This is a genomic window from Novosphingobium sp. BL-A-28-Hi1-0D (assembly GCF_055521755.1).
Genome location: NZ_CM145502.1, coordinates 3,141,559 through 3,158,103, shown reverse-complemented (window position 1 = coordinate 3,158,103; position 16,545 = coordinate 3,141,559). Strand labels below are relative to the sequence as shown.

The following is a 16,545-nucleotide window of genomic DNA, read 5'->3' as shown; positions in this document are numbered from 1 at the left end:
GACCACACCGGGCGGTGGGAGAGACGGGGATATGGGGCGAAAGCCATCCAACAAACCAACCAGTTTCGACATTGCTTATCTGGCAGGCGTATCGCAGCCGACGGTCAGTCGTGCGCTGCGCGGAAGCAAGTCTGTCAGTCTGGCAACCCGTCAGAAGATCGAGGCGATTGCGCGGCAACTCAACTATACCGTCGACAAGAACGCCTCGTCGCTCCGCTCGCAGCGGTCAAACACCCTGGCGCTGTTGTTCTTCGAGGACCCGACGCCCGACGAATCCAACATCAACCCGTTCTTCCTGGCCATGCTGGGATCGATCACCCGCCATTGCGCCAACCGCGGACTGGACCTGCTGATTTCGTTCCAGAAGCTCGATGATGACTGGCACAAGCGCTATCAGGACAGCCATCGCGCCGACGGGCTGATCCTGCTGGGTTACGGCGACTACACCGCCTACGAGCCGCGCCTGCGGCAGCTGATCAAGTCCGGCACGCATTTCGTGCGCTGGGGTTCGGTCGATCAGGGAACCATCGGCGCCACGGTCGGATCGGACAACTTTGGTGCGGGAAGACTGGCCGGTGAGCACCTTCTGGCGCGCGGGCGCAAGCGGATCGCGTTTCTGGGCCAGGCAGATTCGCATTATCCCGAATTCGAGCAGCGCTATGCGGGGCTTGCCAAGGCGATCTCGACCGCAGGTCTCGCAGCGGATCGCTCGCTCGTGGTTGATGCGGTTTCGTCGGAGGAAGTGGGCTACCGGGCGGCGCGGGAATTGCTGGCGAAGGGCGCGCCATTCGATGCCATCTTTGCGGCGAGCGACCTGATCGCGATCGGCGCGATGCGTGCCCTGGCCGAAGCCGGACTTTCCGTACCGGGCGATGTTGCGGTCGTTGGCTTCGACGACATTCCAGCGGCGGCCTTCACGTCTCCGCCGCTGACGACGCTCATGCAGGACATCCGCCTGGCCGGTGAAGCCTTGGTCGAAAGCGTACTCGCGCAGGTCGAGGGACGCCCGCCCAATCCGCGTGTTCTTCCGGCAAGACTGGTGGTCCGGGCCAGCAGCGGCGGCTGATTCTCATCGCGCATTTGTTTGGTATTCGTATGCGCATCGATTGCAGCAAGCCCGGTATTCTGCGACTTCGGCGCACCTGAACCAGTCCCAAGGCCGCGTCAGACGGCCCTGCCCCGCAGCCTCGACTGCGATCACGGAGAGCCGATGACTGCACAACTAGCGCAAGCGGCAAGACAGAAGCCTCGGCAGGGATTCTGGGGTCTGTGGAATGTGAGCTTCGGCTACTTCGGCATCCAGATCGCATTCGCCCTGCAGAACGCCAACGTCAGCCGCATCTTCCAGTCACTGGGCAGCGACGTCGACGATCTGGCTTTCCTGTGGATCGCAGGACCAGTCACCGGGCTGATCGTGCAGCCGTTGATCGGGTATCATTCCGACCGCACCTGGGGATGGCTCGGTCGGAGACGTCCCTATTTTCTGGCAGGTGCGGTGCTGGCCGCACTCGCACTGATCGGGTTGCCGAATACCGGACTGCTGCTACTGGCCGCCGCGTTCCTGTGGATGCTCGACGCATCGCTCAACGTGGCGATGGAGCCGTTCCGCGCTTTTGCGGGAGACATGACGCCCGACGACCAGCGCGCGCAGGCCTTTGCCTTCCAGACATGTTTCATCGGTGCAGGCGCGGTTCTGGGGAGCCTTGCACCTGCCCTGTTCAATTGGCTCGGCATTGCCAATGTCGCGCCTGAAGGGGTGATTCCGCCGTCGGTGCGATACAGCTTCTATCTCGGTGCTGCGGCAATGGTGCTGAGCGTTGGCTGGACGGTATTGCGCGTGCGAGAATACTCGCCCGACGAAATGGCGGCGTTCGAAGGGGCAACCTTCGAGGCAGGTACTGCGCAGCATGAGCCGCTGGTCTATCCTCGCAGTGGCCCCTTGTGGGTCATCGCGGGCATCGTGCTGCTGGCACTGGTGGCCTCGCTGGGACTCGACAAGCAGCTTTACGTTCTTGGTTCCGGGCTGACAGCTTTCGGCCTGATGCAGATCGGTGTGCGGGCGACTTCGGCCAAGGGCGCGCTGGCGCATATCGTTAGCGATCTGGCACAGATGCCGGTCCAGATGCGTCAACTGGCGTTCGCGCAGTTCTTTACCTGGATCGGCTTCTTCATCGTGTGGATATACACGACGCCGGTCGTTACCGCTCAAGCCTTCGGGACGACCGATACTGCCAGCGCCGCCTTCAACGAAGGGGCAGACTGGGTTGGCGTCATGTTCGCATTCTACAACGGGGTTGCTGCACTTGCTGCATTTTTGCTGCCGGTGCTGGCGCGACGCATTGGCAATGCAGCGACGCACGCCGTCGGACTCTTGTGCGGAGCAGCGGGCTTTGTCGGCTTGCTGCTGATCCGAGATCCGGCCCTGCTGCTGCTGCCGATGGTCGGCATGGGCATTGCCTGGGCTTCGGTCCTGTCGATGCCTTATGTGATCCTCACGCGCGTGCTGCCGCCGCGAAAGTTTGGGATCTATATCGGCATCTTCAATTTCTTCATCGTGATTCCGCAACTGGTGGTAGCAACACTGATGGGTGGCGTGATGCGCAGCTTCTTCCCCGGCGAGCCTCGCTGGACGATGCTTGTGGCAAGTCTGATGATGGCGGCTGCGGCTGCCGCCATGTTCCTGGTCAAGGAAAACGCGAGGGTTTCGGGCGAATGAGCGACACAGGTCTGATCGGTGCGGTAGAGGCAGGTGGCACCAAGTTCGTGCTGGCACTCGCCACGCAAGAGGGTGAGATACTTGCCCGCACGCGCATGCCGACAAACACGCCGGTCGAAACCTGGCCTGCCATGCGGGCGTTCTTCGAAGCGGCGAGCGCAGAGCACGGCCCGATCGCGGCCTTCGGCGTAGCCAGCTTCGGTCCGATCGACATCGATCCCACGTCGGGTGCCTATGGCACATTCACGACCACGCCCAAGGCCGGATGGGCAGGCGCAAGGTTCCACGATGCGCTCTCCGGCTTCGGTGCTCCGATCAAGGTCGATACCGACGTGAACGGCGCCGCAATCGGCGAATGGATGGCAGGCGCTGGTCAAGGCTGCCGCACCCTGGCCTACACGACGATCGGGACAGGCGTTGGCACGGGCGTCGTGCGTGAAGGGCGCTCGTTGATGGGTATCTCGCATTTCGAGAGTGGCCACATCGTGCCGCCCCGCGATCTTGCGCGCGATCCCTTCCCCGGCATCTGCCCCTATCACGGCGACTGCATCGAAGGCCTTGCCTGCGGCCCGGCCATCGAACGTCGCTGGGGGCGCAGCCTTGACCAGCTCGGGCCTGACGAGGTGACCATCGTGGCGGACTACATCGCCCATCTGGCCAGCACGCTGGTCCTGCTGCACATGCCTGACCGCCTGATCTTCGGTGGCGGCGTGATGAAGGCGCCCGGTCTGGTCGAAGCCGTGCGCGGGGCGACTGCTGCAAAGCTCAACGGGTATGTGCAGCACCCGCGGCTCGACGCAGGACTTGAAAGCTACATCGTCACGCCGGGTCTTGGCGACGACGCCGGGATCACCGGCGCCATCGAACTCGGACGTCAGGCGCTGGCGTCGAAGTAGCGCACGGACAACACGCCTTCGCCGCGCAGGGCCCAAGCCTCGCCGGCGAGGCGATGTTGCAAGGTAAGGCTGTCTGCCCCGCTCGAGGCAAGCACCTCGATACTGCCGCTGTCGAGCCAAACACGGATCGGGGCATCTGCGGCGACAGACATGTCACTCGTGCGGTTCAGTTGCGAGGTCATGGGATCGGTGCGGACGACGGACAAGCGGCCATGATCAAGCGTGACTGCGAGGCTCCGACCAAAGTCGTCAGTCAGGGTGAGCTGCAGGTTTCCAACCCCCGGCAGCTCCAGCAGCGAAGCAGCCGGAACGGGACGGCACCCCTCCCCCATTGCAAAGCGCTCGGGCGGGGAGAACCTCGCTGCGCAGGCAGGCTCGATTTCCTGCACAAGACGCAAGCCGCTTTCCTGCTGACGCAAGGACAAGCGGCGGGGAAGGCTCATTGCGCCACGCCAGCCTTGCAACGGCAGGTGCTTCTGCACCGCGTGATTGCCCATCCATCCGATCCACGTCGGACGCCCCTTGGCATCGCGCGGTTCGGTCCACCCGATGGCGGCGTAGAACTCGTCGCCGTAGTCGGCCACCAGCCATCCGCTTTCCGGCGTGAAGCGCTGGCCGTCGAACCTGCCGATGCGATAGAGCGCGCCAGATCCCGGTGCGCCTGAGAGCACGTCGACCTTGAACAACCAGCGCGTTTCGCTGCTGCCCTCGATCGGCAGCTCGACGAGGAACGGGCATTCCCACAAGTGGCCCGGAGCACCGTCGCGCGGGATTTCCGAAAGTTCGGTCCAGCGTTTCAGGTCGGGTGAGCCGTAGAGCAGAGCGCGGTTCTCGTCCGAGAGGACCACGGCCATGATCCATTGACCGCTCGCTTCGTGCCAGAAGACGCTCGGATCACGGAAGTCGGCCATCTGTCGGTCGAGCACGGGATTGCCGACGAACTTATCGAAGGTACGCCCGCGATCAGTGCTCGATGCAAGGCACTGGAACTGATGCAGGCGGTCGGTGCGCGCACCGGTATAGACAGCGACCATGGCATTCCTGCCGAAACCCGCCGTGTCATCGCGATCGATGACGGCCGAACCGGAGAAAATCATCGTCTGGTCGGTTTCGGCCAGCGCGACCGGGAGTTCCTGCCAGCTCGCCAGATCTGTGCTGACCGCATGGCCCCACGACATATGCCCCCATTCCTCACCGAACGGGTTGTACTGGTAGAACATGTGCCATTCGCCGTCCTGCCAGACGAGGCCATTGGGATCGCTCAGCCAATTGGCGGCAGGGGCATAGTGGTAGCGGGGGCGCATGTCAGGCTTTCATCAGGATCGCGGAGCTGCGGGGATGACGTCGAAGGCGATGGTCATGCGCTCGCCGTCGGCAAATGGCGCGGTGCCGTGCCACATTGTTGACGGGAACAGCGCCAATCGCCCCGGCCTGGGCTCGATCGCGCCATAGGGATCAAGCGGCAGGTTCAATTCCGGAGGAGGTGCGCCGAACTGGAGATGGCCCGAAGGTGGTGGACCAAGATCGGCAGCATTGGGGACCGTCACATAAAGTGCAGAACTGATCCAGCCCATGGGATGGGTGTGCATCGCGTGGAAGCCGCCCGGACGCAGCTTCACTGACCAGCTTCCTGCAAACAGAAACCGACCGCGCGGTGCGGCAAGCAGGGGGTGCGCGGGATCGGCTGCGGGAAGTTCTGCTATGTAGCGCTGCACCGCGTTCTCGATGCGTAGCCGCGCCGCTGCAATTACAGGGTTGATCCGCAGCAATAGCGGCCGCTCTGTCTGCGTTCCGCCACGAACGGACTGCTCGTGCCATGGCTGTTGCATGGTGTGAAGCCGACGCAGGGTTACCGCCAGTTCGCCCAATTCAGCGGGCGTGAAGTCGAGGTCAAAGCTGCGCACGTCGCGCATTGCGCCATCAAGCCAGTCGACCCGCTTGTCTCCCAGCAGCCGCCAGGCGAGCGAGAGATACGACCAGAATGCGCGCATCGCTGGTTTGCCGAAATGCTTCAGACAGACATCGCGCGCGCGCTCAATCTGGCCGCCGCGCAGGAAATGGCGAACCTTCGCGATATCCAGCCCGACGTCCGTGACATGCTCGACGGAATCGAACAGTGTTGGGTCATCCGCTGCCTCACCGCTTTCGCTGGCGATGAACAGTTTGCCGAGCAAGGACGCCTGTCGTTCACCGAGACGCTCTTCGGCATCAGCAATCACTGCCCTCGCCGCGTCCCACAGCTTTGCCGTGGACAGCACGTGGAACCATGCCATCCGCAGGCCGAAGTTTTCGGGATCGCGGGCAATTGCTGCGGGAAGGCTGCGAGCAAAATCGGGATCACCGGCCGTGGCCCGCATTCCGCTCAGGCAGCGATGGCCGTCGATCCAACCCGGATTGGCGGCAAGTACCGCTTCGAGCAGGGCTTCGCCCTCGCCTTGTCGGCCTTCAGCCGCAAGCGCGGTTGCACGGCTGCGCTGAAGGTCGATCCGCTGTGGTTGCAGCTGGGCCGCGCGGGCATAGAGATCGGCGGCATCGAGCCCGGCCTCGAACGATATCTGCGCGAGACCGAGGGCAACGTTGGGGTCATTGGGCGCAGCTTTGGCGGCCATGAGGATCGCGTTCAGAGCGCCGCTCATGTCCTGCGCCTCTCGCGCGGCAATAGCGCTTTGGAACAGGCTCTGCGCGTCACTCATGCGGCGCAATTGGCCGCTATGAACTGCTCGTGTGTCGGTTGCTGCAAGGCCGCGTGGTGCATCGCCGCGCGCAACTTGCCAAGCCATTCGCGACCGTCGATGCCGCGGTAATCCGCCAGCGGATCGGTGCGCTCGGGGATGTTGCCCTGCCCGATGTGCACGGCGAGCCACGAAGGCGCGCCGAACAGGTCGGCGTCACGCTGCACAAGTCGTCCGTATCGCCGGAAATGCTCGATCTTGGTGTGGAGCGTGTCAGGAATGTCCATGGCCGCACAGTACCGCCACAGTTCGGAATCGTCGCGATCAGTCAGCTTGTAGTGGAGGATGAGGAAGTCGCGGATGCGCTCGTACTCGCCCACCGCGATGCGGTTGTATTCCTCGATCACCAGCGGATCGAAAGTGCGATCCGGGAAGAGCGCCAGCAGTTTGGAGATGCCGGCCTGGATCAGGTGGATCGAGGTCGACTCCAGCGGCTCCATGAACCCGCTGGAAAGCCCGACGGCAATGACGTTCTTCTCCCAGAACGTCTTGCGCCGCCCCGTGACGAAGCGCAGCGGACGCGGATCGGCCAAGGCCTTGCCATCGAGGCGCGAGAGCAGCTTCTCGGCGGCTTCGTCCTCGGACAGGAACTGGCTGCAGAAGACATAGCCGTTGCCGGTGCGATGCTGCAGCGGAATGCGCCACTGCCAGCCCGCCTCGCGCGCGGTCGAGCGGGTGTAGGGCGTAAGCGGCCCTGCATTCTCGCACGGGACTGCCATGGCGCGGTCACAGGGGAGCCAGTGCGTCCAGTCCTCGTACCCGGCCTTGAGCGCGCCCTCGATGAGAAGGCCGCGAAAGCCCGAGCAATCGACGAAGAGCTCACCTTCGACCTTGCGACCGTCGTCAAGCGTCACGCCGGTGACGAAGCCGGTCTCGGCGTTCTGCTCGACGCTGGCGACCTTGCCCTCGATCCGTGTCACTCCCTTGGCTTCGGAGTACTCGCGAAGGAACCGTGCGTAGAGCCCGGCGTCGAAGTGATAGGCGTAGTCGAAGGTCGACAGCACGTTGCGCTGATCCGGCATCGGCGGCGCAAAGCGGTTTTCCTTTGCCAGCGCCCAGGCCATCGAATGCTCGTCCAGCGGCGCCGTCTCGCCTGCTTCGCGCGCGCGCAGCCAGTAGTGGTGCAGGTTGACGATATCGAAGGCGCGGCCATGCGGACCGAAGGGGTGGAAGTAGCTGTTGCCCAGGCTTCCCCAGTCGACGAATTCGATGCCGAGCTTGAACGAGCCCTTGGTCTTGCGGACGAACTCGCGCTCGTCGATCTGCAGGGTTTCGTTGAAGGTGCGGATCGGCGGGATTGTCGCCTCGCCCACTCCGACCGTACCGATCTCGTCGGACTCAACCAGCGTTATGCTGCAGTTGTGCCGCAAGGCCTGTGCCAGCGCGGCGGCGCTCATCCAGCCTGCGGTGCCTCCGCCGATCACGGCGACGGAGCGGATCATGAGGTCTGGGTTGCTCATTCGGTCTTGCCTCTCCTTGGCGTCCCTTCGCCTCTTATCACCAATCGCTCTCGCGGCGATATTGGAACGGAAGGGCGGAAACGCACAAGCGCCCCGCCCCTCCCTCATGCGACCCGAAGTGGACGGGAGGAGGCGTCTGGTCCTCCTCCCGCCAACATCAGAAGTTGTAGCGAACCGAGGCCGAAACGGTGCGTCCCAGTGCCGGGGCGCCGCCGATCACGGTGGGGTTCACCGAGGCATCGGCGATGCCGCCGTTGCCGCGCAGGTCGAAGGTGTCGAACACGTTGTACACCTGAAGGCCGAGTTCGAGGTTCTTCACCGGATAGACGCGGAGCGACGGGTTGAAGATCGCCTTGCCCGGGTACTCGAAACCGCCATCGTCGATCGCGCTGGTCTGACCGGTCATCGCCAGGCCGACCGTGACGAGATCGCCGAAGTCGTAGTTGGCCGAAGCGGTGTAGATCAGGTCTGGCAGGTTCGGCGAACGCGAGTAGGAGGTTGCCCCCGCCGACTGGCGCTTTGCCTTCGAGTAGGTGGCGTTGCCGACGAAGCTGAAGCCACCGTTGCGGTAGGTCGCGAAGAACTCCGCGCCGGTCGACTTGAACTTGGCGTCGATTACGCAACCGCCGGCACCGCCGGGGCAACGCGTTGCCGAGAGTTCGTAGGTCGACTGCTTGAAGTTGCCCTTGAGCAGCGTCATTTCCATGGTGAACTGGCCGCCAAGCAGATCGCCACGGCTCTTGATGCCGAGTTCGTGCTGGGTGACGAAGTCCACCGAAGGCGTCACGCCATCGGCCGAACAACCGTTGCTGCCGATGTCGCTGGCGCGGCACAGGGCACCGTCGTTGCGAATCTTGCCACCGAGGGTCTGGCGGTCGCTGTTGAAGCGGCCACCACGCGACGTGCGGGCGAAGATCGTCAGGTTCGAGGTCGCCTTGAACAGGGCACCGACAGTCCAGGAGGTGTAGCTGCGGGTGTAGTTCAGGTTCTCGCGGACCCCATCGGCCGTGATCGCCGGGATGGTGACGCCGCCGCTGTTGATCGGGAACTCGCTGCCGCCGCCGATGGCATAGCCGGTCGACTTGATGCGCTCGAAGCGGACCGAACCGTCCAGACCGAACTGGTCATGGTCGAAATCGAGCGAGAGGTACGGCGCGGTGTTGGCATACGACAAGTCGTAGTCACGAGCGCAGCAGTTGCCCCAGTTGTTGTTGTAGCCCGAGGTGCCAGCCTGCGTCAGCTTGTTGCCCGCGCTGTCGAACAGGTCGAGCTGCGAAGGGTTGTCGCCGTTGAGTTCGCGCAGCGACTTGTTGACGTGCCAGTCCATCGCGATCTTCTGGTTCATGTAGAACAGACCGGCGCGCGTGGTCAGCTTGCCCGATGCGACATCGAACTTGCCGGCCACCGTGAGGTCATTGGCGAAGCTGCCGATGTCACGGATGTTGGTGCGGACGTTGACGTTGTTGTCCAGGTAGCGGTCGGTGAACAGCTGCCCGGCCTTGGGACCGCTGGCATAGCGGATCGCAGCAACCGTGCTGCCGTTTACGTTCGAGCCGAGCACCGACGAAGTCAGCGCGGTATTCAGGAACGGCGAGGCGAACGCGCCGCTCATGTTGGTGTAGCGCATGTTGTTGTCGACGGTGAAGCCACCATCGAATTCGTAGTGGAACTGGCTGCCGAAGGACTGCGCCTTGGTGGTGATGCCGTCCATCTTCACGCGCTCGAGGTTGCCCTCGCGGTTGTAGATCAGGAAGTCCTGATTGTAGATCGAGTAGTTCGACGCGTCACGACCGTCGAAGCCCGGATAGGGACGGATGTTCGTGACCTTCTTGCCGGTGATGGTGGCGAGCGCAGGAGCACCGGTGTAGTTCGGTTCCTGCGTGTCGGCGACCTTGAACAGCAGGCGGAAGTAGCCGCGACCTTCGTTGAATTCCTTGGTCAGGTTGCCCTTGACCTGGAAGGATTCCGACACGGTGTAGTCAGCCTTGAGCGGACCGCGGCCGGTCTTCACGAAACCGCCGACGTGGAAGTACATCGTGTCGTTGATCGGGCCGCCATAGCGGAAATCGGCGCGGGTCTCGTCGTAGCCGAGACCACGGTTGATCGAGACGAAGCCGCCTTCCTGCTTGCCGGTGTGGCTGATGTAGTTGATCACAGCGCCCGGAGCCTGCGAGGCGAACGTACCGGCCGAACCGCCACGAACGCCTTCGATGTTCTGCACCGAACCGTCGAAGCGGGTCCAGTAGTCGTTGTTGCCGAACTGGATGTCGCCGAACAGGACGGTGGGCAGGCCGTCTTCCTGGATCTGCACGAACGGCGAGCCACCGGTGGCGACCGGAAGGCCGCGAACGGCGATGTTGGAGTTACCGCCAGGACCAGCAGTACCGGCAACCTGGATACCCGGGATGGCGCGGAAGACTTCTGCTTCAGAGGTCGGACGGATCGCCTGAATCGTTTCCGAGGAGATCGAGCTGACCGAGACAGCGCTGTTGAGCTGGGTCTTGTCGCGGCCCGAGGCGGTCACGACGATGGCGTCAAGGCCAACCGCTTCCGGAGCGGTTTCGGCTGCATCAGCCTGCGCGGCATCCTGCGCAAATGCCGGCGAGGCCAGCATCGCGCTGGAAAGCGCGACAACAGATGCGCACGCAAAAAGGGGTGTAAACTTCATATTTCCTCCCACCAAGAAGCTCCTGCAGCGTCTGCAGGAATCAGTCATCGTCTCGATAAACACGGTAACAATCGTTTGCAACGACAATCGCAATCGATTGCAGCAATTCGTTTGATCGTGTCGTTCGTGCAACACAAAGCCGGTCGCACCAGAGTCGACGCGCACCTAGACGATTGACAGTGATGTCGGTAGCGTCGCATCAAAAGCATCAGGGGCGTTGCGCATGTTCGCGCACAGGAGCGCTTGCGCAGGACATCCAGATTCCATGGACGACGTAAAAAAACCGGCCAAAATCAAGAATATTGCTGAACTTGCCAGGATCGCTGGCGTTTCAGCCGGGACAGTTTCCCGCGCGCTGGCAGACAAGTCACTCGTCAACAAGGAAACCCGCGAACGCATTCAGGCGCTCGCGCGGGAACATGGCTTCAGGCCAAACCAGATGGCACGCCGGTTGCGCACGCAGCAAACCGGGGTCATCGGAGTGGTGATTCCACTCGGCCACGAACGCCGCCAGCATATCTCCGACCCTTTCTTCATGACGCTTTTCGGCTACCTGGCAGACGAACTGACCGAGAGCGGGCACGACCTTATGCTCTCTCGCGTCATTCCCGGCGACGACGAGTGGCTGGACCGCATTGTCGATTCGGGAATGCTCGATGGCGCTCTGGTCATCGGCCAGTCCAACCAGTTCGACGTGATCGAACGTGTTGCGCAGCATTATCGTCCCTTGGTGGTATGGGGCAGCCATCGCGAAGGTCAGGCACAGTGCACTGTCGGGGTGGACAATGCTGCGGGCGGAACACTCGCGGCACGTCGGCTGCTGGCACGCGGAGCAAAGCGGCTCGCCTTTTTCGGCGATACGAACGGTCCGGAAATCGCAGAGCGGCTGCTGGGAGCGCAGCAGGCCTTGTCCAGCGCTCCTGACGCAAGCTTGCGTGCCTTCCCGACGCATCTCGCCAGCGACGAGATGGCCAACCAGATCGCCAGCCATCTCGACGAACTGGATGGTCGGATCGATGGTATCGTCTGTGCATCGGACATCATCGCGATGACCACGATCCGGCTGCTGCACGAGCGGGGTGTTTCCGTGCCGGAGCAGGTTGCCGTAACCGGGTTCGACGACTTGCCACTGGCCACGCGAATGGTGCCGCAGTTGACGACTGTCCGTCAGGACATCTCGGCGGGTGCACGCGCAATGGTCGATACGCTGCGCCGTCGCATCGCCGGCGAGTACGCGCCCTCCACGATCATGCAACCTGAACTGATCCAGCGCGAAAGCGCCTGATCCGCTGCCGTCCGATCAGGCAACTGTCACCCTGTCGCCCTCGAAGTTCAGCTTGAACCGGGGTGCGGGCGTTCCCCCGAAGTTGCTGCGCAGCAATTCCGGATTATCGGCCGTGTTCCGACCTTCCATCCCCCAGTAGTCAACAAAGCTCCACACTTCGGCCTCGCCCGTCACCCACCAGCTGTAGGACTGCTTGGGCTCGGAATCCGGATTGGCCGCAACGAGCCCGCTGCCGTTGATCGGACGCCACGGCCCTTCGATACGATCCGCAACCATGCCGTAGAGGCCATTGGGTCCTGCAACGGCGCCGGGAGCAAAGGTGTGCGTCTGCGTCGACCAGAACAGGTAATAGCGACCGTCGCGGACGAGGACGTGCGGACGTTCCAGTTCGTTGTTGACCCCAATGGCCTCGATGAGCGGATCGCCCAGTTGCCACTCGCCCTCGTGCAACGTTGCAATTCCAATGTTGCCGTTGAAAGGGTCGTCCGACCATGCGGCGCTGCCGGTGAACAGCAGGTGTGCCCTGCCCGTCGCCGGATCGCGCAGCCATGCCGGGTCGCGGAAGCCCTTGATCAAGCCCGGCGCACCGGTGTTCTGTCGGTCCAGCACATAGCGGACGCCATCAGCCACCACGATTTCGCGCGGAGCCTGCCACTGGCCGGGGCCCTCATTGTCGAGGCGACCTTCGCTCAAGAAAAGTCGCTGCTCGAAACTCTGCGTCCCCTCACCTCTCCGCCCTGCGGCGGTGAAGAAATGCTGCACGGTTAAGCCGTCGTCCATCAGCACGGCGCAGCCCGCCCATTCGCGGCTGCCGGGCGTGAGCCCATCGGGAAAGGCATCGCCATGATCGCGCCATCCATCGGAGCCGAAGGAGATCAAGCGGATGCGAGCATGGCCGTGCCGCTCGATCGGATCGGCAAAGACCGGCGAGGAGAGGAAGAACCACCAGTTGCGGCCCAGGTGCTCGACAGTACGGCCATCTTCGTGCGCGAGAGGCCAGCAGTCCCACAAGTCGAGATGGTCGAACAGGCGGATTACGTCATTCTTGCCGATAAGGGGAATACGCGGACAATCGCCATAGCCGCTTGGCTCCCACCGGCTCGCACCGAATGAAGCAATCGATTGAATCGACGAAGAAATATCGGACATCAGGAGCTTTCCGGAATTCGTGGTCAGGCGCGCTTGCGCAGATGGAAGATGGTGACGGTCTCGGCCTTGCCCGGTGGAAGCGGCAGCCCTGAGGCGGCGAGCCAATCGGCCGGGAATGGTTGAGGCGCTGCCTTCATGGCTTCGAACAGTGGCGTGGTGTGCGCGGCATGGCCGCCCTCGCCGCCTGCAATGCGCAGAAGGCTGACATCCCAAGTACCTGAACGTGCGCAGAAAGGCAGCGGTAGCGGCTGCGGGCGGCGATCGGACGGCGGCTCTGCTCGGATCACTAAAAGGAGCAGTTCGTCCTCGCGCCCCTGCGCCTGCCAGCGCAGCCCGTCGCTCCCCTCACCCAGCCAGACCCTGCCTTCATGAAGCAGTCCGCGCCATTGCTTGTGAAAAGCAATCCAGTCCGCGAGTTCGGTCCGTTCAGTTTCTGCCAGCGTGCGCGGGTCCATTTCGACGCCGAGGTGACCGGTCATTGCCATGGCCGCGCGGAACGCGAGCGAATGGCGGCGGCCGGTGGCATGTGCGGGACTGGCCGCGATGTGCGAGCCCATCACTTCGGGTGGCAAAAACGAGAGAAATCCGCGTTGTACGCCGATGCGGCTTACGGCATCAATGTTGTCGCTGGTCCAGTAGCGGTGGCAATAGTCGGCCATGCCAGCATCGTTTCGCCCGCCGCCACCGGCACAGGACTCTATCTCAACTCCCGGGTGCGAACGGCGAACTCTCGCGAGCAGATCGTAGACTCCCCGCACCTGAGAGGCACCTCCGGCAGGCGCAAGATCGCGATTGTGGTCCCACTTGAGATAGGTGATCGGAAGCTCTGTCAGGAGCGCATCGAGGCATCCGAACAGGTAGTCGCGCACGTCTTCCCGGCGCATGTCGAGCACCAACTGATTCCGCGCCGTCGGGCGGTCCTGTCCCGGCAAAGACAGAGCCCAATCGGGATGGGAGCGGTAGAGGTCGCTGTCAGGATTGATCATCTCCGGCTCGACCCAGAGTCCGAATTCCATGCCGAGGGCATTGACCCGTTCAGCCAGAGGCTTGAGGCCCCCCGGATACTTGCGCGGATCGGTCGTCCAGTCGCCAAGCCCTGCGGTGTCGTCATCGCGGTTGCGGAACCAGCCATCGTCGAGGATGAAGCGTTCGACGCCGACCGATGCTGCGGCCTCGGCAAGCGCTATGATGCGTTCCTCGTCATGATCGAAGTAGCACGCTTCCCACGAATTCAGATGCACCGGACGTGGGCGCATTTCACCACCGGGCCAGCGCAAGCGAACGCGGACGGCTTTGTGGAATGCTGATGCAGCGCCGTTGCGACCGGTGTTTGAAACAGCGACGATCGCGTCTGGCGCAGTCCAGCCTTCGCCTGGATCCAGCACCACCTCTCCCGGCTGCAGCAACGCGCCCGCAGAAAGCGTCCAGAAGCCTTCGTCGTCGCGTTCCACCGCGATGCGATTGTCGCCGGTCCATGCGAGTTGCAGGGCACGGACTTGACCCGCGTGGAAGGTTGCGCCTTCGTCGAGAATGAACAGGCCACCCGGTCCACCATGACCGGAAATGCCGCGACGCACTTCCCGGACCCAGGCCTGCTGCGGCATAGGTTCGCGGCATTCGACCAGTTCGGCGTTGTGACGGCCTCGCCACGAGATGATTTCCCGTGCGGAGCCGCAGATCGGCAGGAGTGCGCTCGCGAGCCAATCGACGGCGAACGGAACCGCGCCGATGTTGCGAACGGTGCTGTGGCATACGTATGCTGCGCCGACGACTTCGAAGACCTGCTCGAGTTCCACGCCAGCATTGGCGTCGATCGAGCGGACCGTCAGCTTACCGTCGGCTTCCGAGACAGCCACCGAAGAGAAGGCGACGGGCAATGCTGCCCCGTTGCGACTTAGGCGCAAGACCTCCGGGCCGAACCATCCCAGACCCGAGACCGGCGCTACGCAAAGCGGCTCGTCATGATCAAGCGAATATGATGCAGGGCCGCGCGTGTCGGCAAGGGCTGGCAGACCCTCTGTGGATACTGCAGTACCGAAATGCCGCCAAACCGGCGGGGCACCTTCACACAGTTCCCAGACGACCGAGCCTGCGCCCGCATTCAAGGCGATCATGGAGCCCATTACGCCGCCAGTGCCGCCTGCGGCATGGCACTGACCCTGCCCTCACGCACCCAGAGTACGGAAAACCCGGCGAGCACGAGCGAGGCACCGCAGAACATCAGCATGTTGCGCGGATCGCCTCCAAGCGCGAGCTTGTACGCGTCGAAGCCGATCGAAACGAACCCGAGGTCAAGCCTGCTCATGACCACGGCGAAGAGCAGCATCGGGATGACGATCATCATGTTGAATATCCCCATGTAGACGCCGGTACGCTGCGGGGGGATCGAGTTGGTCAGGATCGCGTAGGGGTTGCCCATTATGCTGCCCCAGGCAAGGCCGATCCCGATGGCCGGCAGGAACAGCAATGCCTTGTCGGTGACATTGGGAAGGATGAACATGCCAACGCCGCCTGCGAACAGACACAGGGCGTGAAGTGGCCCCGGACCGATACGCTTGACCAGCGGGACCATGGCGAAGGCCGTCACGAATGAGATGGCGTTGTAGAAAGCAGCAACTTCGCCGTTGGTCAGTACAGCGGAATGGAAGGCGCTGCTGTGGACGTCTGTAGAAGCATAGACCGTGCGGCTGATCGAATAGACCGCGTAGGTCCAGTAGCCCGACATGCCGACCCACTGGAACAGGCTCATCAGGCCGAGCTTGCGCATGGCGACGGGCATGTCCGCAATGGCCTCGCCGATCTCGCGCAGCGTGGCCCATGCGCCCTTGGGCTGAGCGTCGATATGGGCGCGTTCCTCTTGGCTGAGCGGCAATTCCGGCACGCGCAGGACGGACCACAGGATGGTGCTGAGCGAGAGAACCGCTCCGACCATGAAGACGATGCGAACCGTATAGGGGATGCCGTGACTATCGACCCAGTCCTGGTTCATTCCGAGGCCGACCAGCAGCGACGGCGTGAGAAATGCCAGCATTTGCGCGAGGCCCGTGAATGCGCTCTGCGACAGGAAGCCCGCTTGCCGCTGATCCGGGTTCAAGCGGTCAGAGACGTAGGCGCGGTATGGTTCCATGGTGATGTTGTTGCCAGCATCGAGAATCCACAGCAGCGACATCGCCATGAGGATCGAGCTGGACAGGGGCATGAAGAACAGGCCGAATGCGCAGAGCACCGCGCCGATAAGGAAGTAGGGCGTGCGACGCCCCCACTTGCTGTTCGTGCGATCGCTCATCGCACCGATGATCGGTTGCACCAGCAGGCCGGTGATCGGGCCAGCGAGCTGGAGCATCGGCAGCTGGGATTCGTCGGCGCCGAGGTAGCTGTAGATTGGCCCCATGTTCCCCTGCTGCAGACCGAAGCTGAACTGAAGACCGAGGAAGCCGAGGTTCATCTCCAGTATCCGCGCCAATGGCAGATGCGGCCTCATGTTCTTAGCAGTTTCCACGTCCGGCTCTCCCCCGGGCCTTATTGAGCCCTTGATCGCTCATGCCATAGGTTGACCCCCAAGACAACAATCGATTGCATATAGTTGGACTGAGCGCTTTTGACGACGCATGGCACTCGACCGATGAAACCTTGATGCGC

11 protein-coding genes are annotated in these 16,545 nt (G+C 63.0%); 4 read left to right on the top strand and 7 right to left on the bottom strand.

Translation table 11 applies throughout. The features are described from left to right. Nucleotides 1-31: 31 nt before the first annotated feature. From ACZ1JW_RS15280 to ACZ1JW_RS15270, 3 genes are all read left to right on the top strand, one after another. Nucleotides 32-1,066, top strand: coding sequence for a LacI family DNA-binding transcriptional regulator (locus tag ACZ1JW_RS15280; protein ID WP_465141202.1), 1,035 nt, complete (start codon nt 32-34; stop codon nt 1,064-1,066). 144 nt (nt 1,067-1,210) lie between these two features. Continuing rightward, nucleotides 1,211-2,716: an MFS transporter gene (locus tag ACZ1JW_RS15275; RefSeq protein ID WP_465141201.1), complete on the top strand. Its 1,506-nt coding sequence runs from the start codon at nt 1,211-1,213 to the stop codon at nt 2,714-2,716. Beyond that, nucleotides 2,713-3,612 carry an ROK family protein gene (locus tag ACZ1JW_RS15270; protein WP_465141200.1) on the top strand — a complete coding sequence of 300 codons (900 nt, stop codon included), beginning with the start codon at nt 2,713-2,715 and terminating at the stop codon, nt 3,610-3,612. The genes ACZ1JW_RS15275 and ACZ1JW_RS15270 overlap by 4 nt, the downstream gene beginning before the upstream one ends. On the opposite strand, the gene ACZ1JW_RS15265 is transcribed toward ACZ1JW_RS15270, so the two are convergent. The 4 genes from ACZ1JW_RS15265 to ACZ1JW_RS15250 all read right to left on the bottom strand — a co-directional run bounded on the left by ACZ1JW_RS15265 (nt 3,591) and on the right by ACZ1JW_RS15250 (nt 10,418). Continuing rightward, complete coding sequence (locus ACZ1JW_RS15265) at nt 3,591-4,916, bottom strand: glycoside hydrolase family 32 protein (RefSeq protein ID WP_465141199.1); 1,326 nt, start codon at nt 4,914-4,916, stop codon at nt 3,591-3,593. The two genes, ACZ1JW_RS15270 and ACZ1JW_RS15265, sit on opposite strands and share 22 nt — an antisense overlap. A gap of 12 nt (nt 4,917-4,928) precedes the next feature. After that, a complete protein-coding gene (locus ACZ1JW_RS15260) occupies nt 4,929-6,305 on the bottom strand; it encodes a putative 2OG-Fe(II) oxygenase (protein WP_465142787.1) in 1,377 nt (458 codons plus the stop codon). Further along, a complete protein-coding gene (locus ACZ1JW_RS15255) occupies nt 6,302-7,804 on the bottom strand; it encodes a tryptophan halogenase family protein (RefSeq protein ID WP_465141198.1) in 1,503 nt (500 codons plus the stop codon). The genes ACZ1JW_RS15260 and ACZ1JW_RS15255 overlap by 4 nt, the downstream gene beginning before the upstream one ends. Before the next feature lie 157 nt (nt 7,805-7,961). Next, nucleotides 7,962-10,418 carry a TonB-dependent receptor domain-containing protein gene (locus tag ACZ1JW_RS15250; RefSeq protein ID WP_465141197.1) on the bottom strand — a complete coding sequence of 819 codons (2,457 nt, stop codon included), beginning with the start codon at nt 10,416-10,418 and terminating at the stop codon, nt 7,962-7,964. A 319-nt stretch (nt 10,419-10,737) separates the two neighbouring features. On the opposite strand from ACZ1JW_RS15250, the gene ACZ1JW_RS15245 reads away from it, so the two are divergent. Then, nucleotides 10,738-11,757 carry a LacI family DNA-binding transcriptional regulator gene (locus ACZ1JW_RS15245; RefSeq protein ID WP_465141196.1) on the top strand — a complete coding sequence of 340 codons (1,020 nt, stop codon included), beginning with the start codon at nt 10,738-10,740 and terminating at the stop codon, nt 11,755-11,757. A 15-nt stretch (nt 11,758-11,772) separates the two neighbouring features. On the opposite strand, the gene ACZ1JW_RS15240 is transcribed toward ACZ1JW_RS15245, so the two are convergent. The 3 genes from ACZ1JW_RS15240 to ACZ1JW_RS15230 are packed head-to-tail and all read right to left on the bottom strand — an operon-like array spanning nt 11,773 to nt 16,351. Beyond that, nucleotides 11,773-12,906, bottom strand: a complete 1,134-nt coding sequence (locus ACZ1JW_RS15240; RefSeq protein ID WP_465141195.1) for a glycoside hydrolase family 68 protein — start codon at nt 12,904-12,906, stop codon at nt 11,773-11,775. 23 nt (nt 12,907-12,929) lie between these two features. Continuing rightward, a complete protein-coding gene (locus tag ACZ1JW_RS15235; protein ID WP_465141194.1) occupies nt 12,930-15,020 on the bottom strand; it encodes an alpha-galactosidase in 2,091 nt (696 codons plus the stop codon). 8 nt (nt 15,021-15,028) lie between these two features. Further along, nucleotides 15,029-16,351, bottom strand: coding sequence for an MFS transporter (locus tag ACZ1JW_RS15230; protein ID WP_465126372.1), 1,323 nt, complete (start codon nt 16,349-16,351; stop codon nt 15,029-15,031). Nucleotides 16,352-16,545: the final 194 nt, after the last annotated feature.

Excerpts from the sequence above, each read along its gene's own strand:
- ACZ1JW_RS15275 (WP_465141201.1), top strand. The coding sequence starts at position 1,211 with ATGACTGCACAACTAGCGCAAGCGGCAAGACAGAAGCCTCGGCAGGGA.
- ACZ1JW_RS15255 (WP_465141198.1), bottom strand. The coding sequence starts at position 7,804 with ATGAGCAACCCAGACCTCATGATCCGCTCCGTCGCCGTGATCGGCGGA.
- ACZ1JW_RS15245 (WP_465141196.1), top strand. The coding sequence starts at position 10,738 with ATGGACGACGTAAAAAAACCGGCCAAAATCAAGAATATTGCTGAACTT.
- ACZ1JW_RS15235 (WP_465141194.1), bottom strand. The coding sequence starts at position 15,020 with ATGATCGCCTTGAATGCGGGCGCAGGCTCGGTCGTCTGGGAACTGTGT.
- ACZ1JW_RS15265 (WP_465141199.1), bottom strand. The coding sequence starts at position 4,916 with ATGCGCCCCCGCTACCACTATGCCCCTGCCGCCAATTGGCTGAGCGAT.
- ACZ1JW_RS15260 (WP_465142787.1), bottom strand. The coding sequence starts at position 6,305 with ATGAGTGACGCGCAGAGCCTGTTCCAAAGCGCTATTGCCGCGCGAGAG.
- ACZ1JW_RS15230 (WP_465126372.1), bottom strand. The coding sequence starts at position 16,351 with ATGAACCTCGGCTTCCTCGGTCTTCAGTTCAGCTTCGGTCTGCAGCAG.
- ACZ1JW_RS15270 (WP_465141200.1), top strand. The coding sequence starts at position 2,713 with ATGAGCGACACAGGTCTGATCGGTGCGGTAGAGGCAGGTGGCACCAAG.
- ACZ1JW_RS15250 (WP_465141197.1), bottom strand. The coding sequence starts at position 10,418 with ATGCTGGCCTCGCCGGCATTTGCGCAGGATGCCGCGCAGGCTGATGCA.
- ACZ1JW_RS15240 (WP_465141195.1), bottom strand. The coding sequence starts at position 12,906 with ATGTCCGATATTTCTTCGTCGATTCAATCGATTGCTTCATTCGGTGCG.
- ACZ1JW_RS15280 (WP_465141202.1), top strand. The coding sequence starts at position 32 with ATGGGGCGAAAGCCATCCAACAAACCAACCAGTTTCGACATTGCTTAT.